At 65.4% G+C, this 25607-nt stretch carries 26 protein-coding genes; 12 read left to right on the top strand and 14 right to left on the bottom strand.

What is annotated here, in order from left to right; all coding sequences use genetic code 11:
- Positions 1–46 precede the first annotated feature (46 nt).
- Entirely contained in the window at positions 47–691 is a 645-nt protein-coding gene (locus ACEN42_RS35670) for a hypothetical protein (protein WP_371882369.1), read from the top strand.
- 12 nt (positions 692–703) lie between these two features.
- Here ACEN42_RS35670 and ACEN42_RS35665 read toward each other — a convergent pair whose 3' ends face one another.
- Entirely contained in the window at positions 704–1660 is a 957-nt protein-coding gene (locus ACEN42_RS35665) for a GlxA family transcriptional regulator (protein WP_371882368.1), read from the bottom strand.
- A 162-nt stretch (positions 1661–1822) separates the two neighbouring features.
- On the opposite strand from ACEN42_RS35665, the gene ACEN42_RS35660 reads away from it, so the two are divergent.
- Together ACEN42_RS35660 and ACEN42_RS35655 are read left to right on the top strand one after the other, a co-directional pair.
- On the top strand, positions 1823–2809 hold the full coding sequence (locus ACEN42_RS35660) for a nitrilase-related carbon-nitrogen hydrolase (protein ID WP_371882367.1): 987 nt from the start codon (positions 1823–1825) through the stop codon (positions 2807–2809).
- Between the two features lie 86 nt (positions 2810–2895).
- Positions 2896–3438, top strand: coding sequence for a carbonic anhydrase (locus ACEN42_RS35655; RefSeq protein WP_371882366.1), 543 nt, complete (start codon positions 2896–2898; stop codon positions 3436–3438).
- Positions 3439–3457: 19 nt separating this feature from the next.
- Here the strand turns inward: ACEN42_RS35655 and ACEN42_RS35650 are convergent, their stop codons facing one another.
- Positions 3458–4003 (bottom strand): cysteine hydrolase family protein, encoded by a 546-nt coding sequence (locus ACEN42_RS35650; RefSeq protein WP_371882365.1) that lies wholly within the window; start codon positions 4001–4003, stop codon positions 3458–3460.
- A 313-nt stretch (positions 4004–4316) separates the two neighbouring features.
- On the opposite strand from ACEN42_RS35650, the gene leuC reads away from it, so the two are divergent.
- From leuC to ACEN42_RS35605, 9 genes are all read left to right on the top strand, one after another.
- The gene (gene leuC / locus ACEN42_RS35645) at positions 4317–5747 is read left to right on the top strand and encodes a 3-isopropylmalate dehydratase large subunit (RefSeq protein ID WP_371882364.1); all 1431 of its coding nucleotides are present in this window, start codon (positions 4317–4319) and stop codon (positions 5745–5747) included.
- 1 nt (position 5748) lies between these two features.
- Positions 5749–6345, top strand: coding sequence for a 3-isopropylmalate dehydratase small subunit (gene leuD, locus ACEN42_RS35640; RefSeq protein ID WP_309885552.1), 597 nt, complete (start codon positions 5749–5751; stop codon positions 6343–6345).
- A gap of 39 nt (positions 6346–6384) precedes the next feature.
- Positions 6385–7455 (top strand): 3-isopropylmalate dehydrogenase, encoded by a 1071-nt coding sequence (gene leuB / locus ACEN42_RS35635; protein ID WP_238286826.1) that lies wholly within the window; start codon positions 6385–6387, stop codon positions 7453–7455.
- A 95-nt stretch (positions 7456–7550) separates the two neighbouring features.
- The gene (locus ACEN42_RS35630; protein WP_187603093.1) at positions 7551–8576 is read left to right on the top strand and encodes an ABC transporter substrate-binding protein; all 1026 of its coding nucleotides are present in this window, start codon (positions 7551–7553) and stop codon (positions 8574–8576) included.
- Positions 8573–9427 carry an ABC transporter ATP-binding protein gene (locus ACEN42_RS35625; RefSeq protein ID WP_371882363.1) on the top strand — a complete coding sequence of 285 codons (855 nt, stop codon included), beginning with the start codon at positions 8573–8575 and terminating at the stop codon, positions 9425–9427. Before ACEN42_RS35630 ends, ACEN42_RS35625 begins: the two co-directional genes overlap by 4 nt.
- Positions 9408–10214 carry an ABC transporter permease gene (locus tag ACEN42_RS35620; RefSeq protein ID WP_187603094.1) on the top strand — a complete coding sequence of 269 codons (807 nt, stop codon included), beginning with the start codon at positions 9408–9410 and terminating at the stop codon, positions 10212–10214. Before ACEN42_RS35625 ends, ACEN42_RS35620 begins: the two co-directional genes overlap by 20 nt.
- Before the next feature lie 17 nt (positions 10215–10231).
- Positions 10232–10987 (top strand): SDR family NAD(P)-dependent oxidoreductase, encoded by a 756-nt coding sequence (locus ACEN42_RS35615; RefSeq protein ID WP_371882362.1) that lies wholly within the window; start codon positions 10232–10234, stop codon positions 10985–10987.
- Between the two features lie 36 nt (positions 10988–11023).
- Entirely contained in the window at positions 11024–12049 is a 1026-nt protein-coding gene (locus ACEN42_RS35610) for an ABC transporter substrate-binding protein (RefSeq protein ID WP_371882361.1), read from the top strand.
- 18 nt (positions 12050–12067) lie between these two features.
- Positions 12068–12991, top strand: coding sequence for an SMP-30/gluconolactonase/LRE family protein (locus ACEN42_RS35605; RefSeq protein ID WP_371882360.1), 924 nt, complete (start codon positions 12068–12070; stop codon positions 12989–12991).
- Here ACEN42_RS35605 and ACEN42_RS35600 read toward each other — a convergent pair.
- The 12 genes from ACEN42_RS35600 to ACEN42_RS35545 form a co-directional block, all read right to left on the bottom strand.
- On the bottom strand, positions 12982–13899 hold the full coding sequence (locus ACEN42_RS35600; protein ID WP_371882359.1) for a LysR family transcriptional regulator: 918 nt from the start codon (positions 13897–13899) through the stop codon (positions 12982–12984). The genes ACEN42_RS35605 and ACEN42_RS35600 overlap by 10 nt on opposite strands.
- Before the next feature lie 127 nt (positions 13900–14026).
- The gene (locus tag ACEN42_RS35595) at positions 14027–14962 is read right to left on the bottom strand and encodes a LysR family transcriptional regulator (RefSeq protein ID WP_035499977.1); all 936 of its coding nucleotides are present in this window, start codon (positions 14960–14962) and stop codon (positions 14027–14029) included.
- Between the two features lie 101 nt (positions 14963–15063).
- Positions 15064–16629, bottom strand: a complete 1566-nt coding sequence (locus tag ACEN42_RS35590) for a UbiD family decarboxylase (protein ID WP_371882358.1) — start codon at positions 16627–16629, stop codon at positions 15064–15066.
- A 22-nt stretch (positions 16630–16651) separates the two neighbouring features.
- Positions 16652–17377 (bottom strand): enoyl-CoA hydratase/isomerase family protein, encoded by a 726-nt coding sequence (locus ACEN42_RS35585; RefSeq protein ID WP_371882357.1) that lies wholly within the window; start codon positions 17375–17377, stop codon positions 16652–16654.
- Between the two features lie 23 nt (positions 17378–17400).
- Positions 17401–19734 carry a xanthine dehydrogenase family protein molybdopterin-binding subunit gene (locus tag ACEN42_RS35580; RefSeq protein WP_371882356.1) on the bottom strand — a complete coding sequence of 778 codons (2334 nt, stop codon included), beginning with the start codon at positions 19732–19734 and terminating at the stop codon, positions 17401–17403.
- On the bottom strand, positions 19731–20240 hold the full coding sequence (locus ACEN42_RS35575; protein WP_371882355.1) for a (2Fe-2S)-binding protein: 510 nt from the start codon (positions 20238–20240) through the stop codon (positions 19731–19733). Before ACEN42_RS35575 ends, ACEN42_RS35580 begins: the two co-directional genes overlap by 4 nt.
- A gap of 27 nt (positions 20241–20267) precedes the next feature.
- Positions 20268–20732: a carbon monoxide dehydrogenase subunit G gene (locus ACEN42_RS35570; RefSeq protein WP_035499981.1), complete on the bottom strand. Its 465-nt coding sequence runs from the start codon at positions 20730–20732 to the stop codon at positions 20268–20270.
- 22 nt (positions 20733–20754) lie between these two features.
- On the bottom strand, positions 20755–21573 hold the full coding sequence (locus ACEN42_RS35565) for a xanthine dehydrogenase family protein subunit M (RefSeq protein WP_371882354.1): 819 nt from the start codon (positions 21571–21573) through the stop codon (positions 20755–20757).
- A gap of 24 nt (positions 21574–21597) precedes the next feature.
- Positions 21598–22365 carry an alpha/beta fold hydrolase gene (locus ACEN42_RS35560; RefSeq protein ID WP_371882353.1) on the bottom strand — a complete coding sequence of 256 codons (768 nt, stop codon included), beginning with the start codon at positions 22363–22365 and terminating at the stop codon, positions 21598–21600.
- Complete coding sequence (fahA, locus tag ACEN42_RS35555; RefSeq protein ID WP_371882352.1) at positions 22362–23714, bottom strand: fumarylacetoacetase; 1353 nt, start codon at positions 23712–23714, stop codon at positions 22362–22364. The genes ACEN42_RS35560 and fahA overlap by 4 nt, the downstream gene beginning before the upstream one ends.
- Complete coding sequence (locus ACEN42_RS35550; RefSeq protein WP_371882351.1) at positions 23711–24244, bottom strand: VOC family protein; 534 nt, start codon at positions 24242–24244, stop codon at positions 23711–23713. Before ACEN42_RS35550 ends, fahA begins: the two co-directional genes overlap by 4 nt.
- Positions 24245–24288: 44 nt before the next feature.
- Positions 24289–25476 (bottom strand): FAD-dependent monooxygenase, encoded by a 1188-nt coding sequence (locus tag ACEN42_RS35545; RefSeq protein ID WP_371882350.1) that lies wholly within the window; start codon positions 25474–25476, stop codon positions 24289–24291.
- Positions 25477–25607 lie beyond the last annotated feature (131 nt).

Here is a 25607-nt window from a genome sequence, read left to right as displayed (position 1 = left end):
AGACGCGTGCACGTTCGGGCAGATCCAACCTTGCCACCAAACGACCATGAATAAGGGAAAGACGAAACTGACCCGTCAGGATGCCGAGCGCCTTTTCGAGGGGCTGCCCCCGTCGAATGCGAAAGTGTCGAGCCGGCCCGAGAATCCTTTCGGACCGGCTGCGTCCGACGTCGTCAAACGCGTCGAGGACGAATCCGCCCTCTGGAAGGACAGCCTGATCACCCTTCCGATAGCCATCGAGTTGCCTGCGGGCTACGCGTCGGTGGCTCGCCTGCGCGAAGCGGTCACGCGAGCGTGGCGCGTGAAGTGGGTGAGGGAGACCAAAGACGAGGTCGTCGCCGATTTTCCCGACGGATGGACCGCGGTTCGCCCGAAAAACGGCCCCATCGAATTGCGGGATCCGTCCGGCGTGGTCCGCGGCGTATTCGGCTGGGCCAAGGATGCCGAGCTCAGAATCCTGCCGCGCTATCTCATCGAATCGCAGGCAAACAGCTCGAACGGACTCGGCAGCGTGCTGGTTCGCGATCGCGGGAACGGCCGGATTCTCGAGCGCTCTTCGACCTGGTCGGCGCGCACGGGTGTCAATCATCCGGATTGGCCCAGACTCGAAGCGTGGCTCGACCAGCGCTATCCGGACCATCATGACCCGCTTCGATACTGGGACGATTGCGAGGAAAATCTTCGCGGCTGAGCGCGTCCGGATTCAGGCATCCGCGACTATTTCCCGTCGCGCGTTCCTGCGCAGCACATCGGCGGGCACACCGTAGGTCCGAACGAACGCGCGACGCATACGCTCCCTGTCCGCAAAGCCCGTCTCCTGAGCAACGACGTTGATCGTATGCCGGCCTTGCTCGATCATGAATCTTGCCGCTTCCAGCCGAAGCTGTTCGACCGCCTTCGCCGGCGATTGACCGGTTTCGGCCAGAAACGCGCGGCTGAACTGCCGGGGGCTGAGGTTGGCGACATCCGCGAGTTCGTCGATGGTGAGCGGATTGCGCAGGTTGCGCCGTATGTGCGCCAGGACCAGTTCGATTCGATCCGACTTCGGCGTCATGTCGAGCAAAGCCGAGTGTTGCATCTGCCCGCCCAGCCGGCGCTGATTCATGACGAGAAGCCTCGCGACCAGCTTCGCGGCATCGGGACCGAGGTCGTTATCGAGCAGGGCCAGCGCAAGGTCGATACCGGCTGTCATGCCCGCCGAGGTCCAGATCGGACCGTCGTTGATGAAGATGCGATCCTCTTCCGTGACGACATTGGGGAAACGTGCCCGGAACTCGGACGCATGCGCCCAATGCATCGTCGCGCGCCGGCCGTTCAGAAGTCCCGCCTCGGCAAGCACGAATGCGCCGCTACAGATGGAGGCTATGCGTCTCGACGCTTTCGCGGCCTCTTTCACGAACGCGATGACGGCCGGATCGAATGGCGGAATCCGCATCTCGGTGATCGAGCCCACGATGACCGTATCGAATGCCGTCTCTTCGAATGCCGTGGTTTGCAGCGTCATTCCGCCGGACGATACGACGGGTCCGCCGTGTTCGGACAGCAGGCGAATGTCATAGCACGGGCCTCGCGGCGGCATGTTCGCAAGCTCGAACGTGGTGAGCGCGGCGAGACTCATCAGCTGAAATCTTTGCGGCACGATGAAGCCGATCCGATGCATATCCACTCCTGCCTTTCGTGATCCGGACGCGGTTGCCAGCGAGCCCGATCGCGACTCGCGCCCACGCGACGGATGGCACGAATGGTGGCAACAACGACATACATGCTAATGGCTCGCGGCGCTAAGGTATAGGCACTTCTTCAACCGCCAAGGAACGACGTCATGTCGAAAATCATCCGGGCCGCAGCCGTGCAGATCGCCCCCGTTCTCTATAGCCGCGAAGGCACTGTCGCCAAGGTCGTCCAGAAAATTCTGGAACTCGGCCGGCAGGGCGTCCAGTTCGCCACCTTCCCCGAAACCGTCGTTCCCTACTACCCGTATTTCTCGTTTATCGAATCTCCTTTCGCCATGGGCGCCGAGCATTACAAGTTGCTCGATCAGGCAGTGACGGTCCCGTCGGAGACGACCCGCGCGATCGGCGAAGCAGCGCGACAGGCGGGGATGGTGGTGTCGATCGGCGTCAACGAGCGCGACGGGCGCACGCTCTACAACACCCAGTTGCTGTTCGATGCCGATGGCACGCTGGTGCAGCGCCGTCGCAAACTCTCGCCGACTTATCACGAGCGAATGGTCTGGGGGATGGGCGACGGCTCGGGCTTGCGCGCGGTCGATACCGCCGTCGGCCGCGTAGGTCAGCTTGCCTGCTGGGAACACTACAACCCGCTCGCACGTTACGCGCTGATGGCGGATGGCGAGGAAATCCATTCGGCCATGTATCCCGGCTCATTCGCCGGCGATCTGTTCTCGGAGCAGATCTCCGTCAACATTCGTCAGCACGCGCTCGAAGCAGGCGCGTTCGTGGTCAACGCGACGGCGTGGCTGACGCCCGAACAGCAACAGCAGATTCTGCTCGATACGAATACGTCGCAGATCGGCCCGATTTCGAGCGGCTGTTTCACCGCGATCGTGTCGCCGGACGGCGAGTTCATGGGCGGCGCGCCGCTGCGTGAAGGAGAGGGCGAGATCATCGCGGATCTGGACTTCTGGCAGATCGACAAGCGCAAACGCATGATGGACTCGCGCGGTCACTACAGCCGCCCCGATGTGCTCGGGCTCGTGATCGACCGGGCGCCGAAGACGCACGTCATCGAACGTTCATTGCACGCGCCGGCAGAGGCGTCGTCCGTGGACCTGGAAATTTCCGCCTGACGCGCCATGCGCTCCTGCGAGCGCGTATCGATGGCCGAAACGAAATCAATCGGGCGGCTTCGCCCGAACAACTTGGAGTGAGCAGAATGGACTTCAACGATGTCATGCTCGAGCGCAACGCCGAGTTCGCCGATACGGCCTTTTCGGCCGAACTCAAGATGATGCCGTCGACCGGAACGGTGATCGTCGGTTGCGTCGATCCTCGCGTCGATCCGGTGCACGTGCTGGGTTTGAAGCAAGGCGAAGCGGCAGTGATTCGCAATGTCGGCGGCCGGGTCAACAAGCCGCTGCTCGAAACGCTGGCGGTGCTTGCCGTCGTCGCGAAAGCGGCCGGACGTCCGGACGGCGCCCGCAATCTGGTTCTGCTCCAGCATACGGACTGCGGGATCATCGGTTGTCACAGGCATGCGCCGGCTTTACTTGCAAAGCATCTCGGCGTCGAAACGGACGCGCTCGACGATCTCGCCATTACTAAGCCATACGAAGCAGTCGCGCTCGACGTTGCAGCACTCAGGGCGAACAAGGACTTGCCGGACAGCCTGATGGTGTCGGGGCTCGTCTACGACGTCAAGACCGGCCGTATCGAGACGGTCGTTCCTGCCGCGCCCTTGCGTGCGCCCGCAGCCTGAAGGGCTACGCCCGGATTGGTCAGCGCGTGAACTCTTTCGCCGACATCAACTTCGCATACCCGAAACGCAGCGCCGCCATGAAGGCCGCATGCACGTGCGCTGCCGGGACATGCACGCCATCGAATTCGAGATCGTGCGTCGCGCAGGCATCGTGGATCACGGTGGTCGCATAGCCCAGGTCCACCGAATGACGCGTGACCGCGTCGATGCACATGTGGCTCATGTTCCCGACCACGACAACCTCTTCGATACCATTCGCCTTCAACACGTGCTGAAGGTCGGTCTCGCGAAACGGATTCATGTGGTGTTTCAGGATCACTCGCTCGCCCGGAAGACTCGCCGCCTTCGGATGAAGTTGCGCGCCTTCGGTATCCGGCACGAAGAACGGCGCGTCTTTCGCCAGAGTCTCATGTCGGATATGAACGACGAGGTCGCCGTTCTTTCGTGCCTGCGCGAGCACGGCGGCCGCATTGTCAGCGGCAGCATCGACTCCGTCGAGAATCCACTTGCCTCCCGGAAAGTAGTCGTTCTGAATATCGACCGCGATAAACGCCTGCTTTGTCATGCTTCCTTCTCCGCGTATGGGGATTGATGTCGTGCACCGCATGCTGCGATGCGATAGAAGGATCATGACCAATCCGACGGGATAGGGGAATGGCCCGATAGCGCAAACCACAATTCTCGCATCGAGAACAATGTGAAGGCGACAGCGCATGCGCGGCGCGATACATCGTCATCGCGATCGGCGATGGTGCCTTTCCAAAAGACCACGAACAACCGCGCTCGCCTGGTCCATGATGCTCGCAAACCACAACCGATTGCGAAAGCGCATACCCGCGCTTGCCGCAGCCGGCAGATCGATGGAGCGAGACGAAGCAATGCAACTCGACCAGAAAAGCGATGGTCCGCGGACGCTTTACGACAAGATCTGGGACAGTCACCGCGTGATGTCCCGCGACGATGGACAGGATCTGCTATTCATCGACCGGCATTTCATCCACGACGTCACCGCGCAGTCATTCGACCTGATGCGCCAGCGCGGGCTCAAACCTCGCTCGCCCGAGCGCATCTTCGGCACGGCCGACCACTACGTTTCCAGCACGGCAAACGACATCGCGGCAGTCGCCGATCCGGAACGGCGCGCCATGATCGAAGCGCTGCAACGCGACACGGCCGAGTCGCGCATCACCCTGTTCGATATGAACGATCCGCGACGCGGCATCGTGCATGTCGTCGGACCCGAGCAGGGGCTGAGCCTGCCGGGCATGACCGTCGTCTGCGCCGATAGCCACACGTCGACGCACGGAGCAATGGGCGCGCTCGCGTTCGGCATCGGTGCGACCGAAGTGGCCCATGTGCTCGCCACGCAATGCCTGTGGCAGCGCAAGTCGCGGAACATGCGCGTCACCCTCGACGGCGAGCCGGGTGCGGGCGTCACCGCGAAAGACCTGATCCTGGCCGTGATCGCGCGGATCGGCGTGGCCGGGGCGGTGGGCCACGTGATCGAATATGCCGGCTCCGCGATCGCGGGCTTGTCGATGGAAGGGCGGCTCACGCTGTGCAACATGACCATCGAGGCTGGCGGTCGCGCGGGCATGATCGCGCCGGACGAAACCACGTTCGCCTATCTCGACGGGCGTCCCTACGCGCCCACGGGCGATGCGTGGGACCGCGCGATGACGCACTGGCGCACCTTGTTCTCCGACCCCGGCGCGACGTTCGATCGCGAGGTGCACATCGACGTGGCCGCCATCGCCCCGATGGTGACCTGGGGCACGACGCCCGAATATGCCTGCGCCATCGACCGCCGCGTGCCCGATCCCGCGATGCAGCCCGATCCCGATCTGCGCGCCGCGATGTCGCGGGCGCTCGACTACATGGGACTGGCCCCGGACGAAGCGCTGGAAGGCGTGGCGATCGACAGGGTGTTCATCGGCTCGTGCACCAACGGGCGCATCGAGGACATGCGCAGCGCAGCGGAGGTCGCGCGTGGCCGCCACATCGCGCCCGGCGTCGAGGCGTGGGTGGTGCCGGGCTCGCACGAGGTGCGCACGCAGGCGGAGGCCGAAGGGCTCGACCGCGTGTTCAAGGACGCGGGCTTTCAGTGGCGCTTCCCCGGCTGTTCGATGTGCCTCGCGACCAACGGCGATATCGCCGCGCCGGGGCAGCGCTGCGCGTCCACGTCGAACCGCAATTTCGTGGGCCGTCAGGGGCCCGGCGTGCGCACGCATCTGATGAGCCCGGCGATGGCGGCTGCGGCCGCGGTGACCGGCCGCCTGACCGATGTGCGCCGCCTCCTGGGAGCCTGACATGGAAAGCCTCACGCACCTCGACGCAGTGGCGGCGCCGATCGTCGCCATCAACTGCGATACCGATCAGATCCTGCCGGCGCGCTACCTGCAAAAACCCCGCTCCGACGATTTCGGCCAGTTCCTCTTTCGCGCGCTGCGCTTCGGCCCGGACGGCGCGGAACAGCCGGACTTCGTGCTCAACAGGACGCCTTTTCGCGAGTCGCGCATCGTCGTCGCCAACCATAACTTCGGTTGCGGCTCATCACGCGAGCATGCGGTCTGGGCGCTCTACGACTACGGTTTCCGCGCGGCGATCGCCCCGAGCTTCGGCGACATCTTTTTCATCAACTGCCTGAAGAACGGACTGCTGCCCATCGTGTTGCCGGAGGCCGTGGTCCTGCCGCTCTTGGAGACGCTGTCGGCCAGTCCCGGCAGCCGCATCGCCATCGATCTGCCCGCGCAGACCGCGACCTTGCCCGACGGTTCGTCCCATGCCTTCGACATGGAGCCCTTCGCAAAGGAGTGTCTGCTGCGCGGGATGGACGAGATCGACTACACGCTTTCGCATCGGGACCGCATCGATGCTTTCGAGCGCAATCGTGCCGGAGACTTTTGAAGGCGCGCGCTTCCTGAAATCGACCAAGGAGAAGTACAGATGAAGATTGCAGTCATGCCCGGTGATGGTATCGGTCCCGAAGTGGTGGCGCAGGCGCTCAAGGTGCTGCGGGTCGTGGCGCCGCAGGCCGAGACTCAGGAGGCGCCCATCGGCGAGGCGGGCATTCAGGCGCATGGCGTGCCGCTGCCCGAGCCCACGCTCGCGATGGCGCGCAAGGCCGATGCCATCCTGTTCGGCGCGGTAGGCGTGGCCGATGAAGCCGCGATCGAGCGCGAACGCCGTCCCGGCACCGGCCTGCTGCAGTTGCGCGAAGCGCTGACCCTTTACGCAAATTTCCGCCCGGCCTACATGTTCCCGGAGCTCATCGGCGCTTCGACCTTGCGGCCCGAAGTGGTCGACGGGCTGGACATCGTGATCGTGCGCGAGTTGAACGGCGACGCCTATTTCGGCCAGCCGCGCGGCTTCGAAACCAATCAGGCGGGCGAGCGGGTGGGTTTCAACACGATGCGTTACTCCGAATCCGAGGTCGAGCGGGTCGCGCATGCCGCGTTCCGGGCGGCGCGCCGTCGTCATCACAAGCTGTGCTCGGTGGACAAGGCGAACGTGCTGGAGGCGAGCCAGTTGTGGCGCGAGGTTGTCACGCGTGTCGGACAGGATTACCCGGACGTCGAGCTGAGCCATCTCTTCGTGGACGCCGCCGCGATGATGCTGATGCGCCGGCCCAAACAGTTCGACGTGATCGTCACGGGCAACCTGTTCGGCGATATTCTCTCGGACGCCGCCGCGATGCTGACCGGTTCGATCGGCATGCTGCCTTCGGCCTCGCTGGGTTACGAGCGCAAGGGGCTGTACGAGCCGGTGCACGGTTCGGCGCCGGACATCGCCGGCAAGGACGTGGCCAATCCGCTCGCCGCCATCCTGTCGCTCGCGATGATGCTGCGCGAGAGCTTCGAGATGGACGATGCGGCGAGCCGCGTCGAACAGGCTGTACGCGCGGTGCTGGCCGCAGGCTACCGCACCGCCGATATCCGCCAGGACGGCACGCAATGCGTCGGCACCCGTGACATGGGCGATGCGGTGGTCGAGGCGCTTCACAGGCAGGCGGCCTAGCCGGATCGCATCAGGCGGACCGGGTTCGGCATGAGGCCCGGTCATCCCAGGCAGTTCGTTGCACCAGAAAATCCCGCGAAAGGGAGGAGACGATCATGAAGCTGAAACTTGGCATTGCGCTGTGCGCAGCGTTCGGGCTTGCCTTCGGTTCCGCCACGGCCGTGGCCAAGGATGTGCCCGAGAAGCCGGACCTGCACATCGCGGCGGCTTCGACAGGCATCACCTATCTGCCCATGCTCGTCGCGAAGACGCGCGGCTACTTCAAGGACGAAGGACTCGATGTGACCATCGCCGCCTTCTCCGGAGGCTCGAAGACGCTGGAGGCGCTTCTTGGCGGCAGCTCCGACATGGTGGCGGGCGCCTATTCGAACACCATCACGATGGCGACCAAGGGCCAGCATCTGGTGGTGGTGGCGGCGCAGGTCATCTGTCCCGGCTGGATCTTCGGGGTTTCCCAGAAACGCCAGGCCGAAGTCAAATCGCCGAAGGATCTGAAGGGCATGCGCATCGGTGTGAGCGCGCCGGGTTCCAGCACGCACATGGCCGTCAACTACATCCTGCACAAGGCGGGACTTCAGTCTTCGGATGTGTCGATCATCGGCGTGGGGCAGGCGGCGGGAGCGGTGGCGGCGGTGCGGGCGGGACAGATCGACGCGCTGATCGTCAATGATCCGAGCGCCACGATTCTCGTCAAGGACGGCAGCCTCAAGCCGCTGGAGAACATGCGCACCGCCGACGGCAACGTCAAGGTGTTCGGCTCCGACTACCCTGAATCGAGCCTGTTCGCGACGCAGGACTTCGTCAACAAGAACCCGAAGACGGTGCAGGCCGTCGCCAATGCGATCGTGCGGGCCGAGAAGTGGATCGCCAAGGCCACGCCGGAGCAGGTCGCGGACAATGTGCCTCCCGAGTTTCTGGGCGACAACAAGGCGCTCTATGCCGAGGCCTTCACGAACAGCCGCCGCTGTATCGCGCAGAACGGGGAGATCACGGCCAAGGGCGCGCAGACCGTGCGCGACGTGCTGGCGGCGTTCGATCCGACCGTGGCATCGGCCAAGATCGACCTCGCCTCGACCTATGACAACCGGTTCGTCAGGAAGGCCGCGGAGATCCAGCCATGAGCACCGCGACCTGCGCCATCCCGCTCGATAGCGGACAAGCCGCGCGGCGCGAAGCCCTGCGCTTCGACAATGTGACATGCACTTTCGCGGGCAACGGCAAGAACGCGCAGACCTACACCGCCATTGCCGGGGGGAACCTGACGATCGGCGATGGAGAGTTCGTCTCGATCGTCGGGCCCACGGGCTGCGGCAAGTCCACGCTGCTGAATGTGGCGGCCGGACTGACCCGGCCTTCTTCCGGCAGCCTGAGCGTGTTCGGCGAGAAATTGACGAACGGCCTGAACAGGCAGGCCGCCTATCTGTTCCAGGTCGACGCGCTCATGCCGTGGAAGACGGCCGAAGAAAACATCGCGATGGGTTTGATCTTTCGCGGCACGCCACGCGAAGAGGCGCTGAGCGTGGCGCACGACTGGTTAAAGCGCGTGGGTCTGCACGGGCACGGCAAGAAATACCCGCACCAGCTCTCCGGAGGCATGCGCAAGCGTGCGGGCCTCGCGCAGGCGCTGGCGCTGAACCCTCGCATCATCCTGATGGACGAGCCATTCAGCGCGCTCGATATCCAGACCCGGCATCTGATGGAAAACGAGCTGCTGCAACTGTGGTCCTACGATCGCAAGTCGGTGATGTTCGTGACTCACGATCTGGAAGAGGCGATCTCGTTGTCGGACCGCGTCATCGTGCTGTCGGCGGGGCCCGGTACGCGGCCTATCGCCGAGTTCGAGATCGATCTCGAGCGGCCGCGCGAAATGTCGGAGATCCGCATGACGCAGCGTTTCCTGCAACTGCACACCCAGATCTGGGACGTGCTTCGAGGCGAGGTACTGAAAAGCTATGCGCGCAACCGTGTTTGACCCCAACAATCGATTCACGGTGCTGGTCGCCCGGCTGGCCATCCTGTTCGGTGTTCTGTTCCTGTGGTGGCTCGGCACCGGTCAGAAATGGCTGTCGCCGTTTTTCTTCGGCGATCCGGTCGGCGTGGCGCTGCGCATCGTCGACTGGTTCGTGACGGGTTCGGTGTTTCGCCATCTCTACACGACGCTGGTCGAAACCATGCTGGCGTTCGCGATCGGCACGGCGTTCGGCCTGGCGTTCGGTCTGTGGCTGGCGCTCAACCCGTTTCTCGCGGTGGTGTTCGATCCGTTCATCAAGGCCATGAATTCGATGCCGCGCCTGATCTTCGCGCCGATCTTCGCGCTCTGGTTCGGCCTCGGCATCTGGTCGAAGGTGGCGCTCGGCGTCACGCTGGTGTTCTTCGTGGTGTTCTTCAACGTCTATCAGGGCGTGCGCGAGGTCAGCCCGACGGTGTTGTCCAACACCCGCATGCTGGGCGCCAATTCGCGCCAGCTACTGCGGCATGTGTATCTGCCTTCGGCGACAAGCTGGGTCTTCTCGAGCCTGCATAACGCGATCGGCATCGCCTTCGTGGGCAGCGTCGTCGGCGAGTATCTGGGATCGGAAAAGGGCGTCGGATATCTGATTCTGCTGGCCGAAGGCGTATTCGATATCAACTCGGTGATCGCGGGCATTCTGGTGCTGACCGTGTTCGCTCTTCTGCTCGATACGGCGGTGTCGATGGTCGAGGACCATCTGCTGCGCTGGCGCCCCGTCGCCGGCCAGACCGTGGCCGCGGGCGCCTGAACTTCGAGGAAACCATCTTGCAGACCAACGCGATCAATCTGAAGGACCGCGTCGCCGTCGTGACCGGCGGCGCACAGGGCATCGGCCTCGCGGTCGGCCAGCGGCTGCTGGCCTCCGGCGCGCGGCTCGCGATCTGGGACATCAATCCGGCGGGCATGGAGCAGGCCCGTGCCGAACTGGGCGGGCACGATGTCCATTTCGAGCGTGTCGATATCGCCGATTACGAGAGCGTGCAGGCCGCGGTCTCGGGGACGCTGAAAGCCTGCGGGCGTATCGATATCCTGATCAACAACGCGGCGATCGTCGGTCCGAATGCCACGTTGATCGACTATCCGGTCGACGTGTGGAAGCAGGTGATCGATATCGACGTCAACGGCACGTTCCACTGCTGCCGCGCGGTGGTGCCTAGCATGATCGGCCAGAACTACGGCCGCATCGTCAATCTCGCTTCGGTCGCGGGCAAGGAGGGCAACCCGAATGCGGCAGCCTACAGTTCGGCCAAGGCTGCGGTCATCGCGATGACCAAGTCGCTCGGCAAGGAGCTGGCGAGCCACGACATCGCCGTCAACTGCGTCACGCCCGCCGTGGCGCGCACGCCCGGCGCGATGGAGCAGTCGCCCGAGCATATCCGCTACATGCTGGGCAAGATCCCGCGCGGCCGTTTCCTCGAACTCGACGAAGCAGCCGCGATGATCGCCTGGCTTGCCAGCGAAGAGAATTCGTTCACCACCGGCGCGGTCTTCGACCTGTCCGGCGGACGCGCGACCTACTGAGACGAGCCTGTACATGAAGCCGGGAGACAAACCATCGTGAAAGCGCTTTGGCGTCTGGTGTTGCCGGTGCTGGCCACCTGCGCGGTCGTCGTGAATGCGTCGGCCGCCGGAGCCGCGCCTGTGCCGGAGAAGCCGAAACTTCATCTGGCTGCAGCGGGCGTGGGATTCCCTTATCTGCCTTTCGTCATCGCGGACAGCCGGGGGTATTTCAAACAGGCGGGGCTGGATGTGGAGATCGGCGTGTTCAGCGGCGGCGCGAAGGCACTTCAGGCGCTGATGGGCGGCAGCGCCGATATCGTGGCGGGCGCCTACTCCAACACGATCACGATGGCCGCCAAAGGCCAGCAACTGGTCTCGTTCGTCACGCTGGCCTCCTGTCCCGGCTGGGTGTTCGGCGTGACTCGCGCGAGCCACGGCAAGGTCAAGACGTATGCCGATCTCAAGGGCATGCGCATCGGCGTGAGCTCGCCCGGTTCGAGCTTTCACATGGGCGTGAATTATCTGCTGAGCAAGTCGGGCGTGAAGCCGGGCGATGTGTCGATCATCGGCGTGGGATCGTCTGCCGGTGCGATCGCAGCGGCACGCAGCGGGCAGATCGATGCATTGATGAGCAACGATCCGGTCGCGACCGTGCTTCAAAGCAGCGGCGATCTCTTCCCGCTGGCCGTGATGCGTGATCCGGCCGGCACCCGCGCCACGCTGGGCGGCGATTATCCGGAAGCGGCCATCTACACGACGAAAGCGTTCGCCGCCAAAAATCCGAATACCGTGCAGGCGGTGACCAACGCGATACTCGAAGCCGAACGCTGGATGGCGCAGGCAACGCCCGAGCAGGTCGCGGCAGCCGTGCCGCAGCAATACGCGCTGGCCGACAAGGATGTCTTCGCCCAGGCCTACGGCAACATGCGAAGCTGCATCTCGCGCGACGGCCTGATGACGGACGCCGCCGCGCATACCGTACACGATGTGCTGGCCGCGTTCGATCCCGACATCGGCAAGGCGTCGATCGATCTGAAGGCCACGTACGACAATCGCTTTGTCGAGAACGCCGGCAAACACTGACCTGGCGAGGGAGCGACGATGGAGAGCGGCATCCGCATTCTGGCCGAAGGCCTGAAATTTCCCGAGGGACCGGTGGCGATGGCCGACGGCTCCGTCGTGCTGGTCGAGATCGAGCGCGAGACCATCAGCCGCGTGGCCGACGACGGCACGGTGAGCGTGATCGCGCAGGTGAGCGGCGGGCCCAACGGTCTCGCGATGGGACCGGAAGGCGTCTTCTACATCTGCAACAACGGAGGCTTTCTGTTCCGCACGGTTGCGGGCCTGAATCGCACCAGGCCGGGCGTGCATCCGGGTTATACCAGCGGCCGCATCGAGCGATTCGATCCGCGCACAGGCGCGCTGACGACGCTGTACGACCGTTGTGGCGACCATCCTCTGTGTGGTCCCAACGACATCGTGTTCGATCACGACGGCGGCTTCTACTTCACCGACTTCGGCAAGAACAGGCTGCGCGATCGCGATCATGCGGGTCTCTATTACGGGCGCGCCGATGGTTCGATGATCGTCGAAGTCGCCTATCCGCTGACCACGGCCAACGGCGTGGGCCTGTCGCCGGACGACAGTGTCGTCTATGTGGCGGAGACCGAGACCGCGCGTCTGTGGGCGTTCGATCTGGAGACGCCCGGCCGGGCGCGCAAGCATCCGTATCCGTCGCCGCACGGCGGGCGTCTGGTGTGCGGCTTGCCGGGCTATCAGCGCTTCGACAGCCTGGCCGTGGACGCGGAGGGAAATATCTGCGTGGCGACGCTCGTCACCGGCTGCATCACGGTGGTCGCGCCCACGGGCGAGGTGCTGCGGCAGGTGATGGTGCCGGACGGTATGGTGACCAACATCTGCTTCGGCGGCGCCGACATGAAGACGGCGTACGTCACGCTCTCGGGCACGGGGCGGCTCGGAACTCTGCCCTGGCCCCAGGCCGGACTGAAGCTGGCTTACGCGTGATCGCCCGGCGCCGGATGCGCATTCTGGCTCGCGAGCAGATGCTTGAGAAAGAGCTGAACCGGCGCGGGAAGCGATTCCGCCTCGCGCACGCAGATCTTCCAGTGCCGCTCGGCCCAGGGTTCGTCGAGCGTCACGGCGACCAATGGAGCCGAGCTGACATAGCGCTCGGCATGATGCTCGGGCACGAGGCCGATACCGAGGCGCGCCTCCACCATGCTGCGCACCGGCTCGAAGCCGTTGACCCGGATCGACAGCTTGAGCGGATGGTCCAGGTCCGCCGCCGCGCGCAACACCAGCGAGTTCAGATAGCTGCCCGCTTGCGGTCCCACCAGCGGGTACTTGGCCACTTCGCGGAACTTCACCCGACCGGCGTGGCTGAGCGGATGATCGGGCGGCATGATGACCACCAGCCGGTCGCTGCGATAGGGAAAGACCTGCAGTCCGGTGGTCACGGTCGTGCCGCCGAACACGCCGATATCGGCCGTGTTTTCCGCCACCGCGCGGACCACAGCAGGGCTGAGGCTTTCCTGAAGATCGATGCGCAGCCCCGGGTGCAGTTCGAGGAACTCGCGGATGTCGTTGGCGATGTACTGCACGATCGTCGAGAGGCTGGCATGCAGCCGGATCTGGCCGCGCACGCCTTCGGCATGATCGAGCAGTTCGCTTTCCATCTGCTGGATATCGCGCAGGAGCACGCGGGCATGCTGCAAGAGGGCCGCGGCCGCCGCGGTCAGTTCCAGCCCCTTGTTGCTGCGCACGAAGAGGGCGGTCTTGAGCGTGTCTTCGAGATGCGACATGCGCTTGCTGAGAGCCGAAGGCGCGATATTCTCGGCCTCCGCCGCGCGGGCAATGCTGCCCTGCTCGCAGACAGCGACGAACAATTTCAGCGATTGCAGATCGAAACGCATCGACTCTCCGGGAAGCCGTCTCCCAACGGCAGTGTTGCTTCGGTGCAGAGAGTATGCACGCGGGCAGTTGCAAGTGCAAAGCCACGGCAGTGGCAGGACCGATGCGCCGATCCGCCTCGCGCGAGTGTCAGTCCTCGTCCTCGTCGATGTCGTTGTCACCCACGCCGATGGGATCTTCCTTCGCGGCTTCGGTGAACATCGTCGTGAACTGATCGAGCGTGGCGAGCGTGTCGCGGCCGGTTCGCGTGATGCGATAGAACGAGAGCGGCACCTCGGGTCGCAACGCATCGACGCGCACGTTGTAGCGATAGCAGATATGTTCGCTGAAGGACGGCATGACCGCCGTGCCGAGCCCTTCCTGCGCCATCGCGATGGCCGTCTGCAAATGGCCCACGACGATGCGGCGGCTGACCGTCACTTCCTCTTTCGACAGCGTGGCCTCGATCAGCCGTTGCAGCGGATTGTCCTTCGGCAGCGTGATGAGCGGCTGATTCTCCAGCGCGGTCCAGCGGATGCCGGGACCGCGCAGCGGCGTGCCGGCCTGCGCGGGCGACACCGCGACGAGCCGCGTCGGGAAGATCGGCGTGCGGTCGATGCCGGAAAGCTGCGAGAAGAACACGCCGAACGCCGCATCGAGATGGCCTTCCTCGACCATCTGCACGAGCTCGGTCGGATTGCGATCGACGAGTTCGATCTGCGCATTCGGATACACGCTCGAAAAGCGCGCGAGCACTGAAGGCATCAGGCTCGCGGCGATCATCGGCGTGCAGCCGAGCAGCAGCGACGATTGCTTCTGACGCCCCAGCTCATTGAGCTCGATGACCGACTTCTCCAGCGACTCGACGATCGCCATTGCGGTGGGATAGAAAAGGCGGCCCGCTTCGGTCAGCGAGACCGTGCGCGTGGTGCGTTCCAGCAGCCGGCAATCGAGCTGCGTTTCCAGTTCCCGAATGATCGCGGAGAGCGCCGCCTGGCTCAGATGCATGCTCTGCGCGGTCTTCGTGAAGCTCGACGCGTTCGCGACACCAAGAAAAACCTTGAGTTGTTTGAGGGACAGGTTCATTGACGACAGCCGTTTCTTTTTCGCGCGTGGAGCCCGATTCTATCCCGTCCGTTGCAGCGGCTGCCGTACCCTGGAACTGCGGTGCGGCAGCCGCCGGGGCGTTACGCGAGGACGTAGCGGCCTTCTTCGTCCCGCGCGATTCCACGGCGTTGCGCCGTGTCTTCGAGCCAGCGCACGACTTCGCGGCCGTCGCGCGTGCCCGTCGCGGCCATCAGCTCGGAAAAGCGCTTCGGTCCGTCTTCGAGCGCCGCGTCGAGCGATTCGAAGCGCGCGCCGCGATACGCAGGCGGCGTCGGCACGCGATGCTCAAGGTCGCGCTCGGCGCCCGGCGCGAGCAGCGGCAGCGTGAGATCGAAGCCGGCCTTCGCGGTTTTCGTCGCGCCGAGCAGCGACGGGTCGAGCGGCATCGCGCGCAGGCTGTCCTGAAGCACCAGATCGCGATCGGCCTGGAAACGCGTGGCGAGCGCCCAGTCCATCTGTTCGTCGGAGAACACGTCGATGTCCGGATCGACCACGAACACATGCTTCACGTTCGCGAGCGACGCGAACACCGCCGCAATCGCGTTGCGCGCCTCGCCCGGCACGCGCTGCTGCATGGCGACGCGCACGTTGAACATGCCGCCGGTGGCCGGGTTCGCGTAGACGGACTTCACTTCGCGCACGGCGGTTTCGAGCGCGCGCCACACCGTCACTTCCGTGCGCAGCGCGGCGAGCTGCGCGGTGTCGGTGCGCGCCATCGAGCGCCCGCCGATCGTGCAGGTCTGAAACACGGCGTCGCGCCGATGCGTGATCGCGGTCAGATGGAACAGCGGATTCGTCTTCACGCCGCCGTAGTAGCCGAGGAATTCGCCGTACGGGCCTTCGGGTTCCGCGTGGCCGCGTTCGTCGAGATAGCCTTCGAGGATGAACTCGGCGTCGGCGGGCACGAGCAGATCGTTCGTCACGCACTTGACCACGCCCATCGGCGCGCCGCGCAGTGCGGCGACGAGTTCGAGTTCATCGGCGGGAATGCGCATGGTCGCACCGACGTGATCGATCGGATGCGTACCCACCGCGAACGCGATCGGCGTGCGCTCGCCGCGCTTCGCATGGCCGATGGCGATCGCGCGCAGATCCGATGGCGCGACGAGATCGATGCCGGCCGTGCGCCGTCCGCGCAGCATCAGCCTGCGAATGCCGACGTTGGTCCAGCCCATTTCGGGATCGACCGCGAAGTCGATCGACGCGGAGATGTACGGCGCGCCATCCAGTTCGTGCTGGAGATGCACGGGCAGGGCGGTGAAATCGCAATCGTCGCCGGTCAGCACGACCTGCTGCACGGGCGCTTCCTCGCGGCTCACTTCGACGAGCCGGCCCTTCGCGCGCAGGCGTTCGCGCACGGTGTCGAGCAGGCGTTGCGGCGTCGTGTCGAAGGCTTTCGCGAGGCGCGAGCGGCTCGCGGCGACGCTGCCCGCGAGCGAGATTGCGCCGCCGGACGGACGGCTGAACCACACGGCGCGCGGATTGCCTTCCATGATGCCGGCGATGTCGGCGAGATCGACGCTCGCGTCATGGCGTTCGAGTTCGGTCTCGTCGAGCGATTCGAGAAAGCGCCGCAGGCGGAAGCGTTCGAGGTCGGGCGCGGGCGTGCCGTCGAAGGTCGAGGGAATGGCGGTCTTGGGTCTCAATCTGGGTTCCTTGATGCGTGTCTTAGAAGCGCGCGGAAAGCGCCGTCGCCGCGAGATGGGCGGCGAAGCCGCTCGCGCCGCTCGCCGGCATTTCAGGCGCGAGATGCAGGAACTGCTTCACCGCGCGCAGCGTGACGGCGCTGCAGCCGAGCAGGGTGTCGACGAGCGCGTCCGCTTCCGCGTCGAGGCTTGCGGCCGGAACGACGCGGCTGACCAGACCCGCCTGGAGCGCTTCGTTCGCGGACAACCGCACGCGGCTCAGCACCATGTGCGCGACGGTCTTCACCGGCACGCGGCCGATCAGCGCCGACATCACGAGCGTCGGTGGAATGTCGCGTTCCATTTCGGGAATCTGGAACACGGCGTCGTCGGATGCGAGCGCGATGTCGCACACGCCCGCGAGCGCGCAGCCCACGCCGAGCGCATCGCCGCGCACCACCGACAGCACCGGCACGCGCACCGCCTTGAGCGCGTCGTACAGTGCGAGCGGCGGCGCGGCGACCACGCGGCGCAGCGTTTCGGCGGACGGCTTTGCATCCTTCGGCGGCATCGGCGAGAGGCGGCCCTTGCAGAAGTCGGGGCCGCTCGAAAGGATGCGCACGAGCTTCACTTCGTCGTCGAGCGTCGTGACGGTTTCGATGATCGTTTCGCTCATTGGCGCATCGATCAGGTTGCCGTTCCCGGGATGGTCGAGCACCACGTCCACGAGCGGGCCGTTGCGTCGAATCGCAACGTGAGGGCTGGTCATGCTGGTCTCCTTGGTGAGCGTATTCATGCGTCGCGGTGGATGAATTCCCACACGACTTTCGGCGTGGCGGGCATCGCGAGTTCTTCGGTGCCGTATTCCTTCAGGGCGTCGGCGAGCGCGTTGAAGATCGTCGCCGTGGCAGGCGTGATGCCGCTCTCGCCGCCGCCCTTCACACGCAGCGGGTTGCCGTGCGTCGGGTCTTCGGTGAGTTCGAGATTGAGCCGTGGAATCACGCCGGCGCGCGGCATGCCGTAGTCCATGTACGAGCCGGTCAGCACCTGCCCCGTGTCGCGATCGAGATAACAGGTTTCAGAGAGCGCCTGCCCGATGCCCTGCGCGAGACCGCCATGCACCTGACCTTCGACGATCAGCGGATTGATCGGCTGGCCGACATCGTCGACGGACGTGTAGTTGACGAGCTTCACGACGCCCGTGTCCGGGTCCACTTCGAGTTCGCAGACGGCCGCGCCCGTGGGATGCGCGGGCACGCGCGTGTTCACTTCGGCTTCCGCGTAGAGCCTGCGCGTGGCGCGCTCGCCGGGCATGCCGTCGCGGGCGATGTGCGCGGCCACGTCGAAGAGGCCGATTTCGCGCGATGAAGCCGCATCGGCGAACACGCCGTTCGCGAAGCTCACGCGCTCCGGCGAGACATCGAACAACTCGGCGGCCACGCGCTTGCCCTGCGCGACGATCTGCGCGGCGGTATCGACGAGCAGCATGCCGCCGAGGCGCATCGAGCGGTCCGAATGGCTGCCGCCGCCGACGCTCACGAACGCCGTGTCGCCGGTGCGCAGCGCGATCGATGCGATCGGCACGCCCAGATGCTGCGCGATGACCTGCGCGAAGGTCGTTTCGTGGCCCTGACCGGTGGACTGCGTGCCAGACACGATATCGATGCGGCCTTCCGGCAGCACCGTCAGTTCGATGCGTTCGCGCGGCGCGCCCACCGGCGACTCGATGTAGTTGGCAAGCCCGATGCCGCGCAGCATGCCGTTCGCACGCGAAGCCGCGCGACGCGCCTCGAAACCGTCCCACTCGGCGAGTTCCAGCGCACGCGCCATGTTGCGCGCGAATTCGCCGCTGTCGTAGGTGAGGCCCATCGGGCTGCGATACGGCAGCTTCTCGTGAGCGATCAGGTTGCGGCGGCGGATCTCCGCGCGCTCGATGCCCAGTTCCGCCGCCGCGAGATCGAGCATGCGTTCGATCACGTGCGTCGCTTCGGGGCGGCCCGCGCCGCGATAGGGCGCGGTCGGCACCGTGTTCGTCAGCACGGCGCTGATGTGCACGGCGGCGAGCGGCACGTCGTAGACGGTCGTCATGATGCGCGTGCCGTTCGACATCGGCACATAGGACACCGTATGCGCGCCGACATTGCCGATCCATGCGTTGTCGATGGCGAGAATGCGGCCGTCGCGCGAGAAGCCGAACGTGGCGCGTACGATCTGGTCGCGGCCCTGATAGTCGGACAGGAATGCTTCGCTGCGATCGCTCGTCCACTTCACCGGCCGGCCGATGCGCCGCGCGGCCCACACCACGGCAAGCTGCTCGACGTAGATGAACGAACGCGGACCGAAACCGCCGCCGGTATCGGGGCAGACCACGCGCACCTGCGCGGGCGGCACTTTCAGTGCGACGGCGAGACAGAGCTTCTGGCGCACCGCGCCCTGGCTGCCCGAGATCAGCGTGTAGACGCCGCTTGCGCCGTCGAACACGCCGATCGCGCCGCGCGGCTCCATCTGGCAGTTCACGACGCGGCTGTGATGGAATTCGCGCGTGAGCACGAACGGCGCATCGGCGATGACGCGGCGCGCTTCCTCGCGATCGCCGATCTGCGTTTGAAAGCACAGATTGTTCGCCGCGCCGTCCCACAGTTGCGGCGCGCCGTCCTGCATCGCATCCGCCGCGTTGACGACGGCGTCGAGCACGTCGTAGTCGACGTCGATCATCTCCGTCGCGTTGCGCGCGGCGAGCGCGGTCTCGGCGATCACCATCGCGATCGGCTCGCCGACATATCGCACGCGGTCGATCGGCAGCGGAACATGCGGCTGGTTGAAGATCTCGCCGGTCAGCGAGCTAAGGAAGGCTTTCTTCGTGGCATCGACGGCATCGATGGGATTCGGCACGTGATCGACGCCCTGAAAGCCGTCATCGAGATAATCCTGGCCGACGAGCACCGCGATCACGCCGGGCGCTTCGCGCGCAGCCGATACGTCGACCGAGCGCAGCGCGGCATGCGCGTGCGGCGAGCGCAGGAACGCGGCATGCACCTGGCCTTCGACGCGAAGATCGTCGGTGTACTGGCCGTTGCCGGTGACGAAGCGCCGGTCTTCGAGGCGCGGGATGGGTTGGCCGATCATCGCGTGGCTTCCTCCGTCGCGGCGTCGCCGGATGACGGATACATCTCGCGCGCCGCATGCCGCACGGCCTCGATGATGTTCACGTAGCCCGTGCAACGGCAGATGTTGCCTTCGAGCGCGTGGCAGATGCTTTCTTCGTCGAGCGACGGCTGCTCGCGCAGATAGTAGCTCGACGCCATGATCATGCCCGGCGTGCAGAAGCCGCACTGCAAACCGTGACACTGCACGAACGCGTTCTGCACCGGATGCAGCGGCGCGCTGTCGTTGTCGCGCAGTCCTTCGACCGTCGTGACCGTGCCGCCGCTCGCCTGCGCGGCGAGCACCGTGCACGACTTCACCGATGCGCCGTCGAGATGCACCGTGCACGCGCCGCACTGGCTCGTGTCGCAGCCGACGTGCGTGCCCGTCAGGCGCAGCGTTTCGCGCAGGAACTCGACCAGGAGCGTCTGGTCCGGCACCTCGCGCTTCACGTCGACGCCGTTCACCCGTAGTTGGATTTCAGCCATGATTACCTCGTTCGTCTTGCTGCGTGCTTACTGCGCGGCGGCGCTGGCTTCCGCGCTCATCGTCGCGTTGAAGCGCGTGAAGAACTCCGCCGCGAGCTTGTTCGCGACCGACGTGACGAGGCGCGAACCGATCTGCGCGAGCTTGCCGCCCACTTGCGCATCGGCGACGTAGGTGAGGAGCGTGCCGCCTTCGTCGGCGTCGGCGAGCGTGACCGTCGCGTTCATCTTGCCGAAGCCCGCGATGCCGCCTTCGCCCTGGCCCAGAATCCGGTAGCCGTTCGGGCCGTCGCGATCCGAAATCACGAGCGTGCCTTTGAAGCGCGCCTTCACGGGGCCGACCTTGGCGACCACCACGGCCTTGTATTCGTCGTCGCTTTCGCCGATGAACTCCTCGCAGCCGGGCACGCATGCCTGCAGCACTGCGGCATCGTTCAAGCCTTTCCATACCTGTTCGCGCGTGGCGGCGATGGTCTGCGATCCGGTGAATTCCATGTCTTTGTCTCCTGAAAACGGTTTAGGCAGGCTGGCGCAGCGGCTGCGCCAGCAGCGCCCGCAATGCGCGGCGCGTGTAGGTTTCGATCAGATGGGCGCGATAGGCGGACGAACCGTTGGCGTCGTCGGGCAGTGCGGCGGCGTCCATCTTCAGCGGGGCGAGCGCGGCTTCGGACAGATCGGCGGCAAGCGCCGCTTCGGCATCGAGCCAGCGGAACACCGACGCGCCCGCGCCCGTTACCGCGACGCGAATCGCATCGTCGAATTGCGCGATGAACACGCCCACCACGGCATAGCCCGACGCCGGCTGGCGGAACTTCGCATAGGCGGCGCGCAAGGGAAGCGGATACTCGAATCCCGTCACGAGTTCGCCGGGTTCGAGCGCGGTCTCGAAGGTATCGACGAAGAAGTCGTCCGCGCCGATGCAGCGTTGTGAAGTGAGCACGCGTGCGTTCAGCGCGAGCACCGCGCTCGGATAATCGGCGGCGGGATCGTTGTTCGCGACCGAGCCGCCCATCGTGCCGCGATTGCGCACCTGCGGATCGGCGATCACGTTCGCAAGCTGCGCGAGCGCGGGAATCGCCGTGGCGACCACCTTCGATGCGGCCACTTCCGCGTGTTTCGTCAGCGCGCCGACGCGCAGCACGCCGCCTTCGACGCTCACGCCGCGCATCGCTTCGATGCGCGTGAGGTCGATCAGATGCGACGGCGCGGCGAGGCGCTGCTTGAGCGTCGGAATCAGCGTCATGCCGCCCGAGAGCGGCCGGGCCTCCTCGTGTTCGCGCAGCAGGCCGAGCGCTTCGTCGAGCGAGGACGGGCGCAGGTAAAGGGTTTCGTACATGAAGTCTCCCGCGGCCGGTGGCCGTCAGGCCTGTTTCAGCCAGTTTTCCAATGCTGTCGCGAGCGCGACCGGCACTTCGTACATCGGGTAATGTCCCGCGTTCGCGATCGTTTCGAGGCTCGCGTGCGGATACCACGCGAGCCAGGTGCGATTCATCACGTCGGCGGTGAGCGTCGGGTCGTGTTCGCCGATGAAAAGCTTCACCGGCGTCGCGTTGCCCATCACCTCGGACGAGAAATCGCTCGCGGCCCAGTGCGGCAGATAGCCCGCGAAGGCATCGGCGCGCGCTTGCCGTTGCGATTCGCGCGCGAGATGCGCGGTGAAACGCGGTGCGAGGCGATTGCCGGTCGAGAACGCGATGATCGCCGCGCGCCGCTCGATGTCGTCCACCGCCGCGCGAAATCCGGCGAGGCGCGTTTCATCCATGCGCGAACCGCACGCGGGCACGGCGCACACGCCCGCCATGCGATCGATGCGCCCGTTCGCGGCTAGCAGCACACGCTGGATCGCGACGCCGCCCATCGAATGGCCGATCAGACTGAAGGTGTCCCAGCCGAGATGATCGGCGAGCGCGAGCACGTCGCCGGCGGCTTCGTCGAAGGTGAAGGCGCCGTCGCGTTCGCGTGAGCGGCCGTATCCCCGATAGTCGAAGAACACATAGGTGAAGGCATCGGTGTCGAGTGCGGGGACGAGCGGCTGCCAGTCGGCGGCGCTGCCGAACCAGCCGCTCATCGCGAGCACCTTGCGCGGACCGTGGCCGACCTGCACGTAGCCGTTGAGCGTCTGCGTCATGCCGCCACTCCCGCTTCGCGCGACGCGAATGCGAACGCCGGCGCGATGCGGCCGCGGCATTCGCCGAAGCCGATCGATACCGCGCCCTCCTTCGACGCGCGCGCGCTCAGCACGATCTCGTCGCCGTCTTCGAGCGCGGTGCGTGTTTCGCCGTTCGGCAGGCGCAGCGGATCGCGGCCCGCGTTCGTCAGCTCGGTGAGACAGGCGCGCGCCGCGTCGTTCGCGCCGGAAATCGTGCCGCTGCCGAGCAGATCGCCGCTGCGCAGATTGCAGCCGTTGCTCGTGTGATGCGCGACCATCTGCGCGAAGGTCCAGTACAGGTTGTCCAGATGCGTGTGCGTGATGCGCACGTCGTCATGTCCGGCTTCGCGCAGTTGCCGCGTCGACAGATCGGCGTGCAGTTCCAGATGCAGCCCGCCTTCTTGCCGGTCGCGCGCGCCATGCAGATGCGCCATGAGCGGCGGATCGTCCGCGGCGCGCGCAACGGGCGCCTTGCGGAACGGCGCGAGCGCCTCGGACGTGACGATCCACGGCGACAGGCTCGAATGAAAGCTCTTGCCGAGAAACGGGCCGAGCACTTGTTCGAACCACTGAATGCTTTTCGCGGACCAGTCGTTGAGCAGCGAATAGCCGAAGATGTGCGCGTGCGCATCGTCGACGGAAATCGGTTGCGTGAGCGCATTGCCTTCGCCGATCCACGCCGCCAGTTCGAGCTCAAAATCGAGCGCGGGCGCGGGGCCGAACACGATCTGTCCGTTCGTATCGCGATACTGGCCGTGCGGACGGCGCACGTCGCCGCCGCTCACGCGCAAGGACGAAGCGCGCCCGTGATAGGCGATCGGCAGCGACTTGAACGCGGGCGGAAGCGGATCGGCGAGACCCTTGTAGCGGCCGTGCCGCTCGGTGTGATACAGCGACGTGAGGAAGTCCGTATAGTCGCCGACTTCGCAGGGCAGGCGCAGTTCGAGCGTATCGATGCGCGGCAGCAAGGCGTCGGCTTGCGCCTGCATGCGCGCGCGCTGCGGCGCATCGCTCTTCAGCAGGTCGGACAGCGCGGCGCGCAGGGCACTCGCATGGCGGGACGGCATCGCCATCAGGCGGTTCAGCGTGCCGCCGCGTGTGGCTTCGCAGGCGATCGCCGCATCGCTGCCCGCGTCGAGCAGGCCGCTGTCCGCGAGCGCGTGCAAGTCCACCGCATGTTCGCCGATGGCGACGGCGGCGCGTGCGATGCCGTCGCGCACGAACGCGCCCAACGGCAGGTTCTGAATCGGAAAGTCTGCTTCAGGAAGGTTCGCCGAGTCGATCCAGCTACGCCGGGCCGGATCGTGAGTGGAGTTGAGCGCGCTCATGCGAGAGGCGTCTCCGCGATGGCGCTCTTGTCTTCGCCTGCCCACGCGTCGAGTGCGGGCCGCGCCTGTCGTCGATAGGCAGCGAGCGTTTCGAGCGACGCGACGGGCACGGTCAGTTCGAGCCGCAGGCCGTTCGGATCGAAGAAATAGATCGAGCGCACGAAGTGATGATCGACGACGCCCAGCACTTCGATGCCGTGATCGACGAGGCGCTGCTTCATCGTTTCGAGCTCGTCGAGCGTGCCGAGCCGCAGCGCGATGTGGTTCACCCACGGCGGCGTGTTGGGCGAGGGTTCGGCGGCCGTGTCGTCGCCGAGATCGAAAAACGCGATGTTCGAGCCGTCCGCCATCTCGAAGAACAGATGCACGTAGGGGCAATGCTCGCCGGTGCTCGGCACGCGGTCGAGGCGGATCAGATGAACCAGCGGCAGGCCGAGAATGTCCTCGTAGAAATGACGCGTTTCTTCGGCATTGCGGCAGCGCCAGGCGAAGTGATGCAGGCCGCGCACGGGCGGCAGATGGTCGGACATGCTGTGTCTCCTTGATGCTGCTTGATGAAGCGAGCTTCGCGCGCTCAGACTTCTATGGCGTCGACGTCGTATTCGAACAGCCAGTTGTAGCGTTCCTTCACGCGCTCCTCGCTCCACTCGCGATCGACGTACTCCGCCGCGCCTTCCGCATGCGCGAGCGCGGGGTTGTGGAAGCGTTGCGTGTTCGCCGCCGAGCCGCGCACGATGCGCGCCGTGCGTTCGAGGCGCAGCGCCTCGTAGCGTTCGAGCGCGTGCGGCAGATCGTTCGCGTGGCGCGCGAGGCAGCGCGCGATCAGATAACCGTCTTCGAGCGCCATGCCCGCGCCTTGCGCGAGGAACGGCAGCGTGGGGTGACAGGCGTCGCCGAGCAGCGTGGCGTTGCCTGATGTCCAGCGCGTCATGGGCTCGCGGATCATGAGCGCCCACTTGTACGGGATGTCGATGGCCGAGATCATCGTGCGCACGTCTTCATGCCAGCCGTCGAAATCGGCGAGACATTCGTCGATGGTGCCGCGCTCCGACCACGACTCGACCTCCCAGCCATCGCGCTCCACTGCGCCGACGAAGTTGATGAGCTTGTGGCCGCGCAGCGGATAGTGAATAACGTGAGCGCCCGGACCGACCCAGTTGGTGCCGTAGGGGGTGCGCAGATGCTCGGGCAACTTGGTGGCGTCGATCACGCCGCGCCAGGCCATCACGCCCGAATAGACCGGCTCGTCGGCGCCGAAGAGCGCACGGCGCACGCGCGAGTGGACGCCGTCCGCGCCGATCAGCAGGTCCGCTTCGAACGTCGCGCCCGAGACGGTCTGCACTTCGACGTGACCATCATGCTGAACGATCGACTCGACCTTGTGATCGAGCCTGATCGCATCGGGGCTGAACGCGCGTACCGCATCGACGAGCGCTTCGTGGAGATCCGCGCGGTGCATGGTCAGATAGGGGAAGCCGTACACTTCGCGCGATGCCGCGCCGAGATCGAAGAGCGGCCAGGTCTGCCCCGTGTTCCAGAGGCGCACGCGCTTGCCGGGCGGCTCGCACGCGAGGCTTTCGAGGCGCTCGCCGACGCCGATTCCGTAAAGCACGCGCGTCGCGTTCGGACTCAGTTGCACGCCCGCGCCGATTTCCCCGAGGGCCTTGGCCTGTTCGAGAATGGTGACGTGAAAGCCTGCTTTCAATAATGCGGCTCCCGCCGTCAGGCCGCCGATACCGGCCCCTGCAATGACGATCTTCATTCGACCTCTTTCGTATTAACGCTGTCTCTTATCGAGAAGATTTATGATTCGATCGATAAATCTTTTAAATGGGGTTTCGTTCTGAAACAAAACCACTTTAAATGAACGCCAGCCGCTAAAGAAGCAAAAGA

Origin of the sequence: Caballeronia sp. S22, from assembly GCF_964261745.1 — a bacterium.
GTDB lineage: Bacteria > Pseudomonadota > Gammaproteobacteria > Burkholderiales > Burkholderiaceae > Caballeronia > Caballeronia jiangsuensis.
The sequence above is the reverse complement of the archived record's forward strand: the minus strand, read 5'-3'. Positions and strand labels throughout refer to the sequence as shown.

Coding starts and splice junctions, on each gene's coding strand:
- ACEN42_RS35670 (WP_371882369.1), top strand. CDS start 47: ATGAATAAGGGAAAGACGAAACTGACCCGTCAGGATGCCGAGCGCCTT.
- ACEN42_RS35665 (WP_371882368.1), bottom strand. CDS start 1,660: ATGCATCGGATCGGCTTCATCGTGCCGCAAAGATTTCAGCTGATGAGT.
- ACEN42_RS35660 (WP_371882367.1), top strand. CDS start 1,823: ATGTCGAAAATCATCCGGGCCGCAGCCGTGCAGATCGCCCCCGTTCTC.
- ACEN42_RS35655 (WP_371882366.1), top strand. CDS start 2,896: ATGGACTTCAACGATGTCATGCTCGAGCGCAACGCCGAGTTCGCCGAT.
- ACEN42_RS35650 (WP_371882365.1), bottom strand. CDS start 4,003: ATGACAAAGCAGGCGTTTATCGCGGTCGATATTCAGAACGACTACTTT.
- leuC (WP_371882364.1), top strand. CDS start 4,317: ATGCAACTCGACCAGAAAAGCGATGGTCCGCGGACGCTTTACGACAAG.
- leuD (WP_309885552.1), top strand. CDS start 5,749: ATGGAAAGCCTCACGCACCTCGACGCAGTGGCGGCGCCGATCGTCGCC.
- leuB (WP_238286826.1), top strand. CDS start 6,385: ATGAAGATTGCAGTCATGCCCGGTGATGGTATCGGTCCCGAAGTGGTG.
- ACEN42_RS35630 (WP_187603093.1), top strand. CDS start 7,551: ATGAAGCTGAAACTTGGCATTGCGCTGTGCGCAGCGTTCGGGCTTGCC.
- ACEN42_RS35625 (WP_371882363.1), top strand. CDS start 8,573: ATGAGCACCGCGACCTGCGCCATCCCGCTCGATAGCGGACAAGCCGCG.
- ACEN42_RS35620 (WP_187603094.1), top strand. CDS start 9,408: ATGCGCGCAACCGTGTTTGACCCCAACAATCGATTCACGGTGCTGGTC.
- ACEN42_RS35605 (WP_371882360.1), top strand. CDS start 12,068: ATGGAGAGCGGCATCCGCATTCTGGCCGAAGGCCTGAAATTTCCCGAG.
- ACEN42_RS35600 (WP_371882359.1), bottom strand. CDS start 13,899: ATGCGTTTCGATCTGCAATCGCTGAAATTGTTCGTCGCTGTCTGCGAG.
- ACEN42_RS35595 (WP_035499977.1), bottom strand. CDS start 14,962: ATGAACCTGTCCCTCAAACAACTCAAGGTTTTTCTTGGTGTCGCGAAC.
- ACEN42_RS35585 (WP_371882357.1), bottom strand. CDS start 17,377: ATGACCAGCCCTCACGTTGCGATTCGACGCAACGGCCCGCTCGTGGAC.
- ACEN42_RS35580 (WP_371882356.1), bottom strand. CDS start 19,734: ATGATCGGCCAACCCATCCCGCGCCTCGAAGACCGGCGCTTCGTCACC.
- ACEN42_RS35575 (WP_371882355.1), bottom strand. CDS start 20,240: ATGGCTGAAATCCAACTACGGGTGAACGGCGTCGACGTGAAGCGCGAG.
- ACEN42_RS35570 (WP_035499981.1), bottom strand. CDS start 20,732: ATGGAATTCACCGGATCGCAGACCATCGCCGCCACGCGCGAACAGGTA.
- ACEN42_RS35565 (WP_371882354.1), bottom strand. CDS start 21,573: ATGTACGAAACCCTTTACCTGCGCCCGTCCTCGCTCGACGAAGCGCTC.
- ACEN42_RS35560 (WP_371882353.1), bottom strand. CDS start 22,365: ATGACGCAGACGCTCAACGGCTACGTGCAGGTCGGCCACGGTCCGCGC.
- fahA (WP_371882352.1), bottom strand. CDS start 23,714: ATGAGCGCGCTCAACTCCACTCACGATCCGGCCCGGCGTAGCTGGATC.
- ACEN42_RS35550 (WP_371882351.1), bottom strand. CDS start 24,244: ATGTCCGACCATCTGCCGCCCGTGCGCGGCCTGCATCACTTCGCCTGG.
- ACEN42_RS35545 (WP_371882350.1), bottom strand. CDS start 25,476: ATGAAGATCGTCATTGCAGGGGCCGGTATCGGCGGCCTGACGGCGGGA.